This is a genomic window from Vogesella sp. XCS3, assembly GCF_020616155.1.
In the GTDB taxonomy this organism is placed as follows: domain Bacteria; phylum Pseudomonadota; class Gammaproteobacteria; order Burkholderiales; family Chromobacteriaceae; genus Vogesella.
Genome location: NZ_CP085530.1, coordinates 494248 through 510205, shown reverse-complemented (window position 1 = coordinate 510205; position 15958 = coordinate 494248). Strand labels below are relative to the sequence as shown.

The window sequence follows — 15958 nt, the reverse complement described above, 5'->3', positions numbered from 1 at the left end:
GGCTACCAGCTGTCTTTGAAACGCACGATATCGCGGCGGGCTTTCTTGGTAGGCCGCCCGTCGCCATACGGGAAGCTGGCGTGCTCGGCTTTTTGCAGGCCAATCTGATGCTCGCGCGCGGCGATGGACTCCTCGCTTTCGCTATACAGCAGCCGCGCCTCGGCCGCCGGGCGGCGCTGCGTGGCCAGCCCCAGCACGGTAACGTTGTACACCAGTTTATCGATACGGATCTGCAGCAGCTCGCCCTCGCGTGCCACACGCGACGCCTTCACCCGCTCGCCGTTAACCAGCACGCGCCCCAGCTCCAGCGCCTCGTGCGCCAGCTGGCGGGTCTTGAAGAAACGCGCCGCCCACAGCCATTTGTCCAGCCGTACCTTGTCGTCGTCTGCGGCCAACTTTGTCTTGCTCATACCGCCACCTGCCACTGTGCTTGTACCACGCCCAGGTCCAGCTGCAGCACATCGCCTGCATGCAGCTGCCCCACCCCTTCCGGCGTGCCGGTAAAGATAACGTCGCCCGCGCGCAAGCCATACACCTGCGACAGGTAGCTCACAATATAGGGCACAGAAAAACGCATCAGCGTGGTGTCACCTTGCTGACGCAGCTGGCCGTTGACCTGCAGCGTGAAGCGTGCGGCCAACGGGTCCAGCTCGCCGGCCGGAACAAATGTGGATACGCAGGCGGCACCGCGAAAGCCTTTGGCCTTGGTCCATGGCAGGCCCTTGGCTTTGACTTCGGTCTGCACGTCACGCGCAGTCAGGTCCAGCCCGATACCGTAACCTGCTACGTATTGCAGTGCATCCGCCTCGTGGATGTTGTCGGCATCGCGACCAATCAACACCAGCAGCTCGCACTCGTAGTGCACATCTTGCGAAAAGGCAGGCAGCTGCAAAGGCTGCCCGCCCTGCAGCAGCGCCGCCGCCGGTTTCAGGAAAACGACCGGCTCTTCCTCCATGGCATTACCCAGCTCGGCGGCATGGGCTGCATAGTTCCGACCAATACAAAACACTGTGCTGACACGCTGTTCCACCCCTGCCAGACAAACATTCATAAACCGACCTCTATCTAATAAACGTGGCTTTAACTACAGAAATCTACAACAAACCGCAAAATACACTAAAAACAGATAAGGACATGATAGTGAGTCAGCACGCCTAGGGGGCAATATGAGTATCAAAGCACGCGTTTTCTGGCTGGCCGGTAGCCTGCTTTTGTTGATGTTGCTGCTATGCGGCAGCATGTTTTTAATGCTGCAAAAGAGCAATAATGCCTTTGCCAGCACTTACCAGGACAGGGTTATCCCCCTGAAACAGCTGAAAGTCGTGGCCGATATGTTTGCCGTGAATGTGGTGGATACCATTCATAAAACCAATGCCGGCACCCTCTCTACAGCAGACGGCAGTGCCGCCATTACCACCGCCGAAGCCGAATTCAACAAACAGTGGTCGGCCTACATAGCCACCCAGCTCACCACCGAAGAAGCAGCCCTGGTAGAAAGCGCGAAAGGCAAAATAAACAATGCCCTGGGCGTAGCCCGCCAGGCACGCTCACTGATGCAAAGCGGCCAAAAAGAAGCCCTGCAAACCCTGGCATCCAGCCAGCTCTACCCTGCTGTTGACCCACTCAGTACCGATATCAGCAAACTGATAGACCTGCAGTTGGCCGAGGCGGAAAAAAATTACCTGAGCAGCGAACAGAACCTGCACACCAGCCTGTTGTTTGCCAGCGCGGCACTGCTAGCCAGCCTGGCTATCGGCAGCATCATGGCCTGGCGCCTGGCTAGCAGGCTCAACAGCAGCGTGCGCGAGCTGGCCGACACCTGCCAGGCCATTACGCAAAAGCATGACCTCAGCCTGCGCATTCCGGTACGCGGTAACGACGAACTGGCCGTAATCGCCGGCCAGCTCAACAGCCTGATGGATAATATGGGCACCATCATCCAGGACGTGCGCCATAGCAGTGACAATATCAACCAGATGGCACGCCAGATCGGCCAGACATCGGAAGCCATCAGCGGCAGCTCGCGCCAGCAAAGCGAGGCCACCTCGTCCATTGCCAGCACCGTAGAACAGTTTGCCGTCAGCATTACCCACATTGCCGATAGCGCCGAAGTCGCCCAGCAGCGCGCCAGCCAGGCGGGCCAGGCTTCCAGTGACAGCTCGCGGGTGATTGACGCCACCTTGCAGGAAATTACCGCCATTGGCACCGCCATTCGCCATAGCGAGCAGCAAGTTGCGGCGCTGACACGGCAAAGCCATACCATCGTCAGCGTACTGGACGTGATTCGTGACGTGGCAGACCAGACCAACCTGCTGGCACTGAATGCAGCCATCGAAGCTGCCCGCGCTGGCGACCTGGGCCGCGGCTTTGCCGTGGTAGCAGACGAAGTACGCAAGCTGGCCGAACGCTCGGCACAATCCACCGTGCAGATCGACCAGATGGTGCGCGAGATTACCCAGTCGGCCCAGGCGGCAAATCTGGCCATGCAGCAAAGCGTCAGCCGCGTCAGCAAAGGCGAGGCACTGACCACCGAAATGCAGGAAGCCATCGGCCGCATCCAGCACACCATCAACGAGGTTTCGCAGTCGGCCAGCGAAATCGCCGACGCCCTGGCCGAGCAACGTACCGCCAGTAACGATATGGCTCGGCGTGTAGAGCAGATAGCCCAGCTTTCGGAAAACAATGCCAACAGTGCCGTCAATCTGGACGGCTATGCCGACCAGCTGGAAGACAAAGCCGACCATCTGGAAAGCAAGGTCAAGAACTTTACCGTGTGAGCAGCTTGCCGCCCTGGAATAGATGCACCAGGGCGGCAAGTACTATTGATGCAAAACAACATGCCATAGAAATAAAAGCTGCATACTCCTGCCTTTAGCCCGCCGCCGGGCTGTCACCTGTTGTTGCCTGTATACCCATTACCCGCGTTTATATCGCAATGCAGCATGACCTTGCTGTGTTTTGTCATAAAGCAATGGTAAAGTCTTTACTCAACAGATTGCGCCCAACAAGAAAAACATCCTGTCACGCAAGGCAGCACGGCCTGTTTGTCTTCCCCCATTTGAAGGAGATATCAATGAGTCAGGAAACCCCCACCTCACTGGACAGTTTTTTTGCCAACCTGTCCGAAGCCAATCAGAAGTGGATGCAGCAGTTCGTGAATTCGCTGGGTAGCGGCCTGTCGCCCCAAGATGCGGCCAACCCGATGGCCGGCGCCTGGCAGCAGATGGTAGACAACGCCAACCAGTTTGTTGCCCTGCAAAACAATCTGTACCAGCAGCAGATGAACATCTGGCTTTCCTTCCTGGGCCAGCCCGCCGGTGGCGCCCCCGCCGCCCAGCCTGCCGCAGGCGACCGCCGTTTTGCCGCCCCGGAATGGAACGAGCACCCTTTTTACAGCTTCCTGAAACAAAGCTATCTGCTGACCAGCAAATGGATGACCGAGCTGGTAGACAAATCCCAGCTGGAAGGCGAAGACAAGGAACGCCTGGCTTTTGCCACGCGCCAGTACATCGACGCCATGGCGCCGACCAACTTCATGCTGACCAACCCGGAAGTGGTGAAGCGTGCGCTGGAAACCAAGGGCGAAAGCCTGGTGGAAGGCATGAAAAACATGGTGGAAGACCTGCAGAAAGGTCATATCTCCATGTCGGACGAAAGCAAGTTCGAGATCGGCAAAAACATTGCCTGCACCCCGGGCAAAGTGGTATTCCGCAACAAGCTGATCGAACTGATCCAGTACACCCCTACCACCGAGCAGGTCTACGAAAAGCCGCTGCTGATCGTACCGCCGTGCGTGAACAAGTACTACCTGATGGACTTGCAGCAGGATAACTCCATGGTGCGCCACTTCGTGGCCCAGGGTTACCGCGTGTTCCTGGTGAGCTGGCGCTCGGCCACCCCGGACATGAAGCACTACAAGTGGGACAACTACATCGAAGAAGGCGTGATTGCAGCGGCCGAAGCCATTCGCAAGATCACCAAGCAGCCATCGATGAACGCGCTGGGCTTCTGCATTGGCGGCGTCATCCTGAATACCGCGCTGTGCGTGCTCAAACACCGCAAGCTGAACTACATCGACAGCGCCACCTTCATGACCTCGCTGGTAGACCATACCGACCCGGGCGAAATCAAGGTCTTCATCGACGACAAGCTGATCCAGACCCGCGAAGCAAAACTCGCTACCGGTGGTGGCGGCATTGTCAGCGGCAAGGAGCTGGGCCGTACCTTTGCCAGCCTGCGCGCCAACGATCTGGTGTGGAACTACGTGGTCAACAACTACCTGCTGGGCAAGACGCCGCCACCGTTCGACCTGCTGTACTGGAACAACGACGCTGTCGACCTGCCGCTGCCGATGCACACTTTCTTCCTGAAAGAGTTCTATATCAACAACGCGCTGACCAAGCCAGGCAGCATCGAGCTGTGCGGCGTGAAGATCGATGTGTCGCAGATCGATATCCCGCTGTACATCTTTGCCGCCCGCGAAGACCACATCGTGCCATGGAAATCGGCCTACGACGGCGTGCAGTACCTCAGCGGAGCAGCCTCGCGCCGCTATGTACTGGGGGCATCCGGCCATATTGCCGGCTCTATCAACCCTGTCACCAAAGACAAGCGTAACTACTGGGTGAACGACAACCTGGTCGCCAGCGCGGACGCCTGGCTGGACGGTGCCGAAAGCCGACCGGGCAGCTGGTGGAAAGACTGGGATGGCTGGCTGGCACCGCAGTCGGGTGACAAGGTAGCCGCACCCAAGGTATTCGGTAGCAAAGAGCTGCCAGCCCTGTGCGACGCCCCTGGCGAATACGTGCAAGCCAAGGCCATGCCGGCCCAGCTGGCCACCCTGCAATAATCTGCAAAGACTTCTGTGCTAGATTGCGGTTTCACCCGAATCTGGCACAGAACAGAACAACCTGGAGAAAACCATGCAAGACATCGTTATCGTTGCAGCACTGCGCACCGCCGTTGGCAGCTTCGGCGGCTCCCTGGCCAAAATCCCCGCCCCGGAACTGGGCGCTACCGTCATCAAGGGCCTGCTGGCGCAAACCGGCGTGAAGCCGGAAGACGTCAGCGAAGTAATCCTGGGTCAGGTACTGACTGCTGGCGCTGGCCAGAACCCTGCCCGCCAGGCAGTCATCAAGGCAGGCCTGCCAGTTTCCACCCCGGCCTCTACACTGAACGTGGTATGCGGCTCCGGCCTGCGCGCTGTGCATCTGGCCGCCCAGGCCATCGCCAGCGGCGACGCCGAGATCGTGATTGCCGGCGGCCAGGAAAGCATGTCGCTGTCCCCGCACATCCTGCCGGGCTCGCGTGACGGTTTCCGCATGGGCAACGCCCAGCTGGTGGACACCATGGTGGCCGACGGTCTGACCGACGTATACAACCAGTACCACATGGGCATTACTGCCGAAAACGTGGCCGCCAAGTACGGCATCAGCCGCGAAGAGCAAGATGCGCTGGCACTGGCTTCGCAAAACCGTGCCGAGGCCGCCCAGGCCGCCGGCAAGTTTGATGCCGAAATCGTGCCGGTTCTGGTACCGCAACGCAAAGGCGACCCGGTAGCCTTCGCCAAAGACGAATACATCAAGGCCGGCACCACCGCCGACAGCCTGGCCAAACTGCGCCCTGCCTTCAAGAAAGACGGCAGCGTTACCGCTGGTAACGCCTCCGGCATCAACGATGGCGCTGCCGCCGTGATGCTGATGACCGCAGAACGCGCCGACAAGCTGGGTCTGAAACCACTGGCAGTGATCAAGTCCTACGCCCTCACCGGCTGCGAGCCGGAGATCATGGGCATCGGCCCGGTAGCCGCCACCCGCAAAGCGCTGGATAAAGCTGGCTGGAAAGTGGAAGACCTTGACCTGGTAGAAGCCAACGAAGCCTTTGCCGCACAAGCACTGGGTGTAGCCCGCGAGCTGGGCTGGGGTGCCGACAAGGTCAACGTGAACGGCGGCGCCATTGCCCTGGGCCACCCTATCGGCGCGTCCGGCTGCCGCGTGCTGGTGACCCTGCTGCACGAAATGCAGCGTCGTGACGCCAAGAAAGGCCTGGCTACCTTGTGCATCGGTGGTGGCATGGGCGTGGCACTTGCGGTAGAACGCCCGTAATTCGCCCGTCTCACGGCGAGCAAAGCCCCGCTTCGGCGGGGCTTTTTGCTATATGGCCAGCGCACGCCTTGGCATGATCCCCCGCCTTTCCGGCATTCTGTTTACAGAACATTACGTCCTGTCCCATTGGCCGTCTTGCAAGCCATCGCCGCTCGCCGCAAAATGGATACAATATTCCAGCGAGAACCACCATGACCGCCACCCCTGTCTCCGCCCGCCTGGCCGCCCTGCGCCAACACATGCAGCAACACGGCATCGCCGCCTGTCTGATTCCGTCTTCCGACCCGCACCTGTCCGAATACCTGCCCGGCTACTGGCAAGGCCGCCGCTGGCTGTCGGGCTTTCACGGCTCGGTAGGCACGCTGATCGTTACCCGCGATTTTGCCGGCCTGTGGGCCGATAGCCGTTATTGGGTACAAGCCGAGGCCGAGCTGGCCGGCAGCGAGATCCAGCTGATGAAGATCCAGACCGTGGCCAGCCCGCTGCACCTGGAATGGCTTGCGGTCAACCTGGCTAGCGGTGATGTACTGGCTGTTGATGGCGATGTGCTGGGCCTGGCCGCCGCGCGCGCGCTGCAAACCGCACTGGACAAAGCCGGCGCCACCTTGCGCACCGACCTCGACCCGCTGGCTGCCATCTGGGCCGAGCGCCCTGCACTGCCGGCCGCCGCTGTCTACGAACATCTGCCACCGTTTGCCAGCACCCCGCGCCGCGACAAGCTGGCTGCGGTACGCGCCGCCATGCAGCAGCACGGCGCCGACGCGCACTTTATCTCGACGCTGGACGACATCGCCTGGCTGTTCAACCTGCGCGGCGCCGATGTTAATTACAACCCGGTGTTCATCGCGCACGCACTGCTGCGCCACGACGGTGCCACCTTGTTTGTCGGCGCAGGCAAGATCGACGCCGCGCTGGCCGCCACGCTGGCCACCGATGGTGTCAGCGTAGCCGACTACCACGCCACCAAGCCGGCACTGGTCGCCCTGCCCGCCGGCAGCCGCTTGCTGCTGGACCCGCGCCGCATCACCCTGGGCCTGCGCCAGGCGGTGGCCGATGGTGTTCAGGTAATCGAGGCCATCAACCCATCCACCCTGATGAAGTCACGCAAAACAGCGCAAGAAGCGGCTTTCGTACGCGAAGCGATGGCGCAAGATGGCGCGGCACTGGCCGAGTTCTTTGCCTGGTTCGAGGCCAACGTTGGCCGCAACCGCCTCACCGAGCTGACCATCGATGAAGAAATCACCGCCGCGCGCGCCCGCCGCCCCGGTTTTGTCTGCCCCAGCTTTGCCACCATCGCCGGCTTCAACGCCAACGGCGCACTGCCGCACTACCGCGCTACCGAAGACAGCCACAGCGAGATCGCCGGCGACGGCCTGCTGCTGATCGACAGCGGCGGCCAGTACCACGGCGGCACCACCGACATTACCCGCGTGGTAGCGGTAGGTACGCCGAGCGACGCGCAAAAGCACGACTTTACGCTGGTACTGAAAGGCATGGTCCAGCTGAGCCTGGCGCACTTCCCGCAGGGCACGCTGTCGCCCATGCTGGACGCGCTGGCACGTGCACCGATCTGGCAAGCCAATATCGACTTCGGCCACGGCGTGGGCCACGGCGTAGGTTACTTCCTGAACGTGCACGAAGGCCCGCAGAGCATCTCGCGCGCCATCCCCGAGCCGCATATGGCGATGGAAGCCGGCATGATCACCTCCAACGAGCCAGGCATCTATCGCCCGGGTCGCTGGGGGGTACGCATCGAAAACCTGCTGCTGAATGTGGACGCCGGCAGCAGCGAGTTCGGTGATTTCCTGCGCTTTGAAACGCTGACGCTGTGCCCGATCGACACGCGCTGTATCGTACCGGCCCTGCTGACGCCCGCCGAGCTGGCCTGGCTCAACGCCTACCACGCCGAAGTACTGGCCCGTGTCAGCCCGCTGGTCAGCGGGGACGCGCTGGCCTGGCTGCAACAGGCTACCCGCCCGCTGTAAGCTGCTACGGCGCAGCCCGCCAAGGCTGCACCCAAACAAGTTGGCCGCACCGATGCAATGCATCGTGCGGCCAACTTGCAACTGTGCCATATTAAATTCAATGCCTTGGCACGCGGATAACCCATGAAATATCGCCTGATACTGCTAGTAGCACTACTGGCTGCCAGCTTCTCTGCCAAAGCACTTACCCTGCTGACCGAGGACTGGCCCCCTGTCAGCTTCGCCAACGACAAAGGCCAGCCCGACGGCATGGCCGTAGATGTCGTCAAACTGCTGCAGGAACGCCTGAAAGACAGCACTCCCATCCAGATACAGCCTTGGGCACGCGCCTATAACAGCCTGCTCAATGAAAAAGACGTGCTGCTGTTTACGGTTGGCCGCAACGCCGAACGCGAACGCCTGATGACGCTGCTGGGGCCTATTCTGGTATTCAGCACCGATGTGTTTGCGCTGCGCCAGTACGCGGCAGAAATACGCAAGCTCAGCCCGGCAGCCATGCAGAAGCTCCCCACCGCCGCCTACCGTGGCAGCATTTTTGAAAGTACGGCGCACAGCCGGGGTTTCAATGTTTTCCCCACTACCGACCCCGCCCATTCGGCACGCATGCTGGCAGCAGGCCGTGTAAAACTGTGGGTGGAAGGCAATGTGGTGGTGGGCAATGTACTACGCGAACAGGGCCTGCCCCTGGCCACGGTAGAGCGCGTGGCCACGCTGGATCGCCTGAGCCTGTACCTGGCTTTTTCACCCAATGTGCCGCGCGATACCATACTGCGCTGGGAAAAAGCGCTGAATGACATCAAGCAGGATGGCAGCTTTGCCACCATCCACCAGCGCTGGTTCCCGCAGGACCCGGTGCCGCTACAGGTCGAGCGCCTGGGCATACAGCGCTGATATTGTCGGACAATCAGTGTTATGATGGCGGCCAACCAGCCATACGTCATAGCCCTGCATGTTACTGCGCGCCACCTCTCTGTTGTTTACCCTTTTGCTAGCCCGGCTCAGCCAGGCGGCACCGCTGACCATACTGGCCGAAGAATGGCCACCCTTTGTCTACCTGAATGCCGTGGACCAGCCCGCCGGCATGGCGGTAGATATCGTGCAACAGCTACAGCAACGCACCGGCGATATTGCCCCCATGCAGCTCAAAACGTGGGACCAAGCCAATGCGCTACTGCGCAGCCAGCCCGACCACATGATGTTCACGCTGGGCGATACCGATGACAACCGTCGCGACTTTACCCAGCTCGGGCCCATCATGGTGGCCAGCGTTACCGCCTATGGCCTGCCACGCAACGCCGCAGGGCTGGCCAGGCTAACTGCCACCCAGCTGGCTGGTGAAGCCACCGTGGCCGCACAAGACAGCATTGCCGAGGCTGCCGCACTGGAAGCCGGCTTTCGCCCCCATCGCACACGGGATAGCGAGCAGGGCCTGCGCCTGCTGCTGGGTAACCGCGTGCGGCTATGGGTAGAGGCCAACACCGCCGTTGTACCGATCTTGCGCTTCACCGGCACGCAAGCCCAGGCTATCGCCCCGGTTGCCACCCTCAGCAGCCTGCCGCTGTACCTGAGCTTTTCCCGCGGCACGGCACCGGATACCGTACGCCGCTGGCAGCACGCACTGGAAGGCATGCTGCAAGACGGCAGCTACCTGGCCATTCACCTGCGCTGGCTGCCAATGGAAGCCCCCATCGAACAGGTAGACCTGCACAGCCACGACCCGGCGCTGGCCTCACCCGCTAGCGACACCAGCGCCACGCCACCGCAAACCACCATCAGCCCATAAAAAAACCCGCCTGATGGCGGGTTTCTGGCATGCGATAAACGCACAGCAGGCTTACATGGTTTCCAGCACGGCAATACCCAGCAAACCCAGGCCGGTTTTCAGGGTCTTGGCGGTGGCTGCGGCCAACTGCAGGCGGCTCTGGCGCACTTCGCCTTCGCTCTTCAGGATCGGGCAAGCCTCGTAGAAGCGCGAGAACAGCGTGGCTACGTTGTACAGGTAGCTGCACAAATGGTGCGGCTGGCTGCCATCGGCCACGGTGAACACCACGTCCTCGAACTGGGTCAGCGCCACGGCCAGCTGCTTCTCGGCCGCTTCGGCAATCACGATGTTGGCTGCAGGGTTGAAGTCGTCGGCCTTGCGCAGCACGCTCTGCACGCGGGTATAGGCGTACTGCAGGTACGGGGCGGTGTTGCCCTCGAAGCTCAGCATTGCGTCCCAGTCGAAGATGTAATCGGTGTTGCGGCTCTTGCTGAGGTCGGCGTACTTCAGCGCGCCAATGCCGACTGCCTGGGCAATATTGCGGCGCTCGGCTTCCGGCAGCTCGGCGTTCTTGCTGCTTACCAGCTGGTAGGCGCGCTCGATGGCCTCATCCAGCAGCTCGACCAGCTTGATGTTCTCGCCGGAGCGGGTTTTCAGCGGCTTGCCGTCCGGGCCCATGATGGTGCCGTGGCCGATGTGCTCGAAGTCGGCACCTTCCGGCAGCCACCCGGCCTTGCGCGCGGTGGTAAACAGCTGCTGGAAGTGCAGACTCTGGCGCGAGTCCACCACATACAGCGCGCGGTCCAGTTTCAGCGTACCGATACGGAAGCGGATAGCCCCCAGATCAGTGGTGGCGTACAGGTAACCGCCGCCCTGCTTTTGCACGATAAACGCTGCCGGCTCGCCTTCCTTGTTCTTGAACTCGTCCAGAAACACCACTTGCGCGCCCTGGTCTTCGGTGAGCAGGCCTTTTTCGCGCAGTTCGTTCACCAACACTGGCAGATCGGCGTTGTAGAAGCTTTCCCCACGTACGTCACCGTCGTCCAGCAGCAGGCCCAGCTTCTGGTAGATGGCGTTGCAGTGGGTTAGCGACAGCTTGACGAACTGCTGCCACAGCGCCAGCACCTCGGCGTCGCCGGACTGCAGCTTCACCACATAGTCGCGTGCCAGGTCGGCAAAGGCTTCGTCTTCGTCAAAACGCTTTTTGGACTGCTTGTAGAAGGTGTCCAGGTCTTTCAGCTCGACAGCGGCGTCGCCGGCTTTCTGGGTTTCCACCATATAAGCCACCAGCATGCCGAACTGTGTACCCCAGTCGCCCACGTGGTTCTGGCGGATCACATCGTGACCGATAAAGCTGTTCACGCGTACCAGCGCGTCACCAATGATGCCGCCACGCAGGTGGCCGATGTGCATCTCTTTGGCCAGGTTTACCGACGAGTACTCCACCATCACGCGGCGCGCTTCGGCCTTGGCAATGCCCAGGCTGTCATCGCCCAGTGCTTTTTCCACACGGCCGGCAATAAAAGCGGGGTCGAGGTGGATATTGATAAAGCCGGGGCCGGCGATTTCCACCTTGCTGGCAATGCCTTGCAAGTCCAGCAGGGCAATCACCTGCTCGGCCAGCGCACGCGGGTTGGTCTTCAGCGCCTTGGCGGCACCCATCACGCCGTTGGCCTGGTAGTCGCCGAATTCCGGTTTGGAGGCAGGTTGCACAACGGCCGGGGCGCCGGGGGCGCCGGCGGCGGCCAGGGCAGCGGCAACGCGGTCGCTGATCAGTTGCTGAATGGTCATGGTGGGCCTTTATAAAATCAAAGGCCGGGCGCCAAAGCGCCCGGCTCGAATGCAATGCAGCAATTTTACGACCAAAGCGCCCTGCGGCCAACCTTTGCCGCAAGCCACGCGTACTTTATGGCAAGCGCAGCGTACCGCCCAGCGGTAGCAGGCGGAACGCTTGCTCGCTTACACCCAGCTGGCGCCGTGCCGCCGGCAGGTCGTCCAGCGGTGCATCGACTGCCTCACTGGCCAGCGCGAACACGCCCCAGTGTATGCCCACCGCCTGGTGCGCCTTCACGTCGCGGAACATCTGCACAGACTGCAGCGGGTCCACGTGTTGCGACGCCATGAACCAGCGCGGCAGGTAGGCCCCCACCGGCAACAGCGCCAGGTCTATCGTGCCCAGGCGGCGGCCGATGTCGGTAAACAATGCTTGCTGGTAGCCGGTATCGCCCGAGTACCACACCGTCTTGCCCTGCCCTTTTACTGCCCAGCCGGCCCACAGCGTTTCATTGGTATCACTCAAGCTGCGCTTGCTCCAGTGCTGCGCCGGTGTAGCGGTGTACTGCAGGCCGCCCAGCTCGGCGCTTTGCCACCAGTCCAGCGCGGTGATGCGGGTAGCGCCACGCTCGCGCAGCCAGGCATCGATACCCAGCGGCACCACGAACTGCGGCTGGCCGCCGGGCTGCGCCAGCAAGGCGTCGATGCTGTCACGGTCCAGGTGGTCGAAATGGTTATGCGAGATCAGCACCACGTCGATACGCGGCAGCTGCGCCAGCGTGGCCGGTACCGGCAGATAGCGGCGCGGGCCCAGCCACTGCAACGGCGACACGCGCTCGGAAAAAATCGGGTCGATCAGCACGTTCTTCCCGCCCAGCTGCAGCAGGCCGCTGGCGTGGCCCAGCCAGGTATAGCTGGCGGTGCTGCGGTTGGCCGCCAGCCAGGCCAGGTCCGGCTGTACGCGCGGGATGCGTTCGGGGCGCTGCACCACCTCGGGGCCGGTCCACTCTTCCCAGCGCCAGCGCAGGATGTCGCCCAGCCCCGGCTGGTGGAAGGGGTACAGGTTCTGGTAGCCGTCGGCGGTGTGGTGCGGCGGGCTTCCCGCTGGCGGTTGGCCGCTACCGCACGCAACCAACGTCAAGGCGGCCAGTGCCGCGGCGATGCCATGCTTCATGCCTGCTTCCTGCGCAAAAAAATGCATTATGACAAAAGGCCGCCTTAAAAGGCGGCCTTTCGATACCACAAACGCAGCGGCGGCTTACAGCAGGCGTGCCAGCAGGGCTTTTTCCATACCGGCCATGCCCGGGATCTTCACCTTCACGCCGTTACCTGGTGCCACGCTGGTGGCCTCGCCGTTGCGGGTCATTTCGGTGAGCTCGACGGTGCGGTTGCCGCTAGGGTGGATGATTTCCACGCGGTCGCCCACGGCAAAGCGGTTTTTCACGTCGATCAGCGCCCAGCCGTCGGCGTCCACTTCCATCACGTCACCCACGTACTGGCTTTGCTTGGCGATGGAATGGCCAGACAGGTAGTTCTGGTGCTCTTGCGTCTGGTGGCGCTCCAGGAAGCCCGGGGTGTAACCGCGGTTGGCCAGGCCTTCCAGCTCGGCCAGCAGACTGTAGTCGAACGGGCGGCCGGCCACCGCGTCGTCAATGGCGCGGCGGTAGGTCTGGGCGGTACGCGCCACGTAGTACAGGCTCTTGGTGCGGCCTTCGATTTTCAGCGAGTCCACACCGATTTTCACCAGTTTCTCCACCTGCTCGACGGCACGCAGGTCTTTGGAGTTCATGATGTAGGTGCCGTGCTCGTCTTCGATGATGGGCATCAGCTCGCCGGGGCGGTTGGCTTCTTCGATCAGGTAGGTCTTGTCGGCCAGCGGGTGGCGCTGCTGGCTACCGCAGGAGGAGAAGCTCTGGTTGGCTTCTTCCAGCGCCTTGCCAAAGTCGAAGTCGATCTTTTGCGGCTTCACGTCACCGGCGTCGTCGCCCTGGGTGTCGTGCACTTTGTAGTCCCAGCGGCAGGCGTTGGTACAGGTGCCCTGGTTCGGGTCGCGGTGGTTGAAGTAGCCGGACAGCAGGCAGCGGCCGGAGTAGGCAATGCACAGCGCGCCGTGCACGAACACTTCCAGCTCCATGTCCGGGCATTCCTGGCGGATTTCGGCGATTTCGTCCAGGCTCAGCTCGCGCGACAGGATAATGCGCTCCACGCCCATCTTCTGCCAGAACTTCACGCCCATGTAGTTGGTGGTATTAGCCTGCACCGACAGGTGGATAGGCACATGCGGCCAACGTTCGCGCACCATCATGATCAGGCCGGGGTCGGCCATGATCAGCGCGTCCGGCTTCATCTCGATCACCGGCTCCATGTCGGCCATATAGGTCTTGATCTTGCTGTTGTGCGGCAGGATGTTGCTGGCCACAAACAGCTTCTTGCCACGGGCGTGGGCTTCTTCGATGCCGATGCGCAGCTCTTCGAGCTTGAAGTCGTTGTTGCGGGCGCGCAGGCTGTAACGCGGCTGGCCGGCGTACACGGCATCGGCGCCAAAGTCGTAGGCGGCGCGCATTTTGTCCAGCGTACCGGCGGGCAGGAGCAGTTCGGGTGCTTTCATTGATCGTCTCTTGTCTCAGTGCAGCAGGCAGGACATAGGCAGCGGCGCACGGTCGGGTGCGACAAAACCGCGGCGGGCGTCATGTTCCTGCAGTTTTTGTTCGGAATAATGCTGGGCTATCAACGCTTGGGTACCGCTGAACAAATCGGGGTTGGCCGTCACAAAGTCGTCCCAGCTGGCCTGTTGCGCTGGCGTAGCGTCCAGGCGGCTGTACATGATGGCCAACAGCGCCATGGTCAGTGTGTGGTGATACTTTTCTGCCGCGCCGTGGGCCATGGCGTAGCGCGACAGCGTATGCGCGCAGCGGGCGGCGGCTTCCCGCGCCGGATAGCGGCTGCGGTAGGCCCACGCGGCCTGCAGGTGCGCGCGGTGGTTAAACTCGGCGGCAGGCAGCGCGTGGCTTTCCAGCTCGCGCAAAAATGCCTGAAAATCCATGGGTGTCTCCGGATACAAGACAAAGCAAAAGGCTCCGGGTAGGAGCCTTGTTTGGTCATAAGGGTTTTGTGCGGCGCGATTATGCGCGTGCCCCTACCTAGCGTCAAGGTGGCAAACGATCACAATCGCGACATAAAGCCCTGTTTTTCAACACCCTTTTAGCGACGGGGTTTTTTCATCAGCGCCAATATGCCCATGAACTGGCCCGCCACGCCAATCAGCATCAATAATGCTGCCAGTGCGGCCTCCCAGCCGCTGCCACCGGCAGCTGCGCGCGCGGCAGACGCCAGGGTAAACAACAGGGTGCCCGCCAGCGTCACCACCATGGCCAGGCGGCGGTTGTGCCGCAGGGTATCAAACAGCTTGTTCATGCTTGCTCCGTGTACCAGTACGCTGCCGGGTAACGCTAAAGTCTTCCAGCATGCTCAGTTCAAATTCGGTAAAACCGGCCTCTAGCCGGGCGCTGCGGTTCATCTCGCCGCGCAGCAGTGCCACATGGTACTGGCCCAGCAGACTGCGAAAGGTGGCCAGGGGTTCCAGCCCGCGCGCATCGCACAGCGTAGTAAACCAGTAATTGCCGATGCGCACGTGGCCGACTTCTTCTTGCAGGATGGTGGCCAGTACCGCCGCACTATCGTGGTCGCCGATGATGGCCAGCCGGCGCTGTATCGGCGGTACGGCATCCAGACCGCGCGCCTCCATCACCCGCGGCACCAGCGCCATGCGCGTCAGCACGTCGTGGTCGGTTTGTACCGCCATGTCCCACAAGGTGTTGTGCGCGGGGAAATCGCCATAGGCGTAACCCAGTGCGGCCAACCTGTGCTGCAACAGCAAAAAATGCTGCGCCTCTTCTGCCGCCACGCGCAGCCAGTCTTCCACAAAGGCGTCCGGCATAGCGCGGAAGCGCCAGGCGGCATCCAGCGCCAGGTTGATGGCGTTGAATTCGATATGCGCGATAGCGTGCAACAGTGCCGCACGCCCCTCGACACTACCCAGCCCCCGCCGTGGCACATCGGTAGCCGCCACCAGCTGCGGGCGCGCCGGCCGGCCCGGTGCCGGCACCGGGTAGAGCGGGCCACCGGCACGCACATAACCAGCCGCCAGCCATTGGCGGTACAAGGCTTGCGCCTGCGCGGGCTTGGCCACGATGCAGTCGCACATCAGTGCGGCCTCGATTGCCGGATACAGGGAAAGGGTGTCGCTCATGGCGCGGCATTGTACCTGCCCCTGCAGCCACCACAAAGCTGACAAATGTCAGTGGCCGGGATGCACGCCTTGTGCATAATGAAAG

At 61.7% G+C, this 15958-nt stretch carries 14 protein-coding genes; 6 read left to right on the top strand and 8 right to left on the bottom strand.

What is annotated here, in order from left to right; all coding sequences use genetic code 11:
• Positions 1-2 precede the first annotated feature (2 nt).
• Both LCH97_RS02245 and LCH97_RS02240 read right to left on the bottom strand, forming a co-directional pair.
• A complete protein-coding gene (locus tag LCH97_RS02245; RefSeq protein ID WP_227303179.1) occupies positions 3-410 on the bottom strand; it encodes an RNA-binding S4 domain-containing protein in 408 nt (135 codons plus the stop codon).
• Positions 407-1051: a fumarylacetoacetate hydrolase family protein gene (locus LCH97_RS02240; RefSeq protein ID WP_227303178.1), complete on the bottom strand. Its 645-nt coding sequence runs from the start codon at positions 1049-1051 to the stop codon at positions 407-409. The genes LCH97_RS02245 and LCH97_RS02240 overlap by 4 nt, the downstream gene beginning before the upstream one ends.
• 115 nt (positions 1052-1166) lie before the next feature.
• On the opposite strand from LCH97_RS02240, the gene LCH97_RS02235 reads away from it, so the two are divergent.
• The 6 genes from LCH97_RS02235 (at position 1167) to LCH97_RS02210 (ending at position 9872) form a co-directional block, all read left to right on the top strand.
• Positions 1167-2777 carry a methyl-accepting chemotaxis protein gene (locus tag LCH97_RS02235; protein ID WP_227303177.1) on the top strand — a complete coding sequence of 537 codons (1611 nt, stop codon included), beginning with the start codon at positions 1167-1169 and terminating at the stop codon, positions 2775-2777.
• A 296-nt stretch (positions 2778-3073) separates the two neighbouring features.
• The gene (locus LCH97_RS02230; RefSeq protein WP_017509235.1) at positions 3074-4849 is read left to right on the top strand and encodes an alpha/beta hydrolase; all 1776 of its coding nucleotides are present in this window, start codon (positions 3074-3076) and stop codon (positions 4847-4849) included.
• 73 nt (positions 4850-4922) lie between these two features.
• Positions 4923-6104 (top strand): acetyl-CoA C-acetyltransferase, encoded by a 1182-nt coding sequence (locus tag LCH97_RS02225; RefSeq protein WP_227303176.1) that lies wholly within the window; start codon positions 4923-4925, stop codon positions 6102-6104.
• 191 nt (positions 6105-6295) lie between these two features.
• Positions 6296-8089: an aminopeptidase P family protein gene (locus tag LCH97_RS02220; RefSeq protein ID WP_227303175.1), complete on the top strand. Its 1794-nt coding sequence runs from the start codon at positions 6296-6298 to the stop codon at positions 8087-8089.
• 123 nt (positions 8090-8212) lie between these two features.
• Complete coding sequence (locus tag LCH97_RS02215) at positions 8213-8980, top strand: ABC transporter substrate-binding protein (RefSeq protein ID WP_227303174.1); 768 nt, start codon at positions 8213-8215, stop codon at positions 8978-8980.
• Between the two features lie 58 nt (positions 8981-9038).
• Positions 9039-9872, top strand: a complete 834-nt coding sequence (locus tag LCH97_RS02210) for an ABC transporter substrate-binding protein (RefSeq protein ID WP_227303173.1) — start codon at positions 9039-9041, stop codon at positions 9870-9872.
• 51 nt (positions 9873-9923) lie between these two features.
• On the opposite strand, the gene argS is transcribed toward LCH97_RS02210, so the two are convergent.
• The 6 genes from argS to LCH97_RS02180 all read right to left on the bottom strand — a co-directional run bounded on the left by argS (position 9924) and on the right by LCH97_RS02180 (position 15873).
• Positions 9924-11642, bottom strand: a complete 1719-nt coding sequence (argS, locus tag LCH97_RS02205; RefSeq protein WP_227303172.1) for an arginine--tRNA ligase — start codon at positions 11640-11642, stop codon at positions 9924-9926.
• Between the two features lie 115 nt (positions 11643-11757).
• Complete coding sequence (locus LCH97_RS02200; protein WP_227303171.1) at positions 11758-12798, bottom strand: MBL fold metallo-hydrolase; 1041 nt, start codon at positions 12796-12798, stop codon at positions 11758-11760.
• Positions 12799-12882: 84 nt separating this feature from the next.
• Positions 12883-14232, bottom strand: coding sequence for a tRNA 5-hydroxyuridine modification protein YegQ (gene yegQ, locus LCH97_RS02195; protein WP_017509228.1), 1350 nt, complete (start codon positions 14230-14232; stop codon positions 12883-12885).
• 15 nt (positions 14233-14247) lie between these two features.
• A complete protein-coding gene (locus tag LCH97_RS02190) occupies positions 14248-14667 on the bottom strand; it encodes a hypothetical protein (RefSeq protein WP_227303170.1) in 420 nt (139 codons plus the stop codon).
• A 158-nt stretch (positions 14668-14825) separates the two neighbouring features.
• Positions 14826-15038, bottom strand: a complete 213-nt coding sequence (locus tag LCH97_RS02185) for a hypothetical protein (RefSeq protein WP_227303169.1) — start codon at positions 15036-15038, stop codon at positions 14826-14828.
• Entirely contained in the window at positions 15022-15873 is an 852-nt protein-coding gene (locus LCH97_RS02180) for a ferritin-like domain-containing protein (RefSeq protein ID WP_227303168.1), read from the bottom strand. Before LCH97_RS02180 ends, LCH97_RS02185 begins: the two co-directional genes overlap by 17 nt.
• Between the last annotated feature and the right edge of the window lie 85 nt (positions 15874-15958).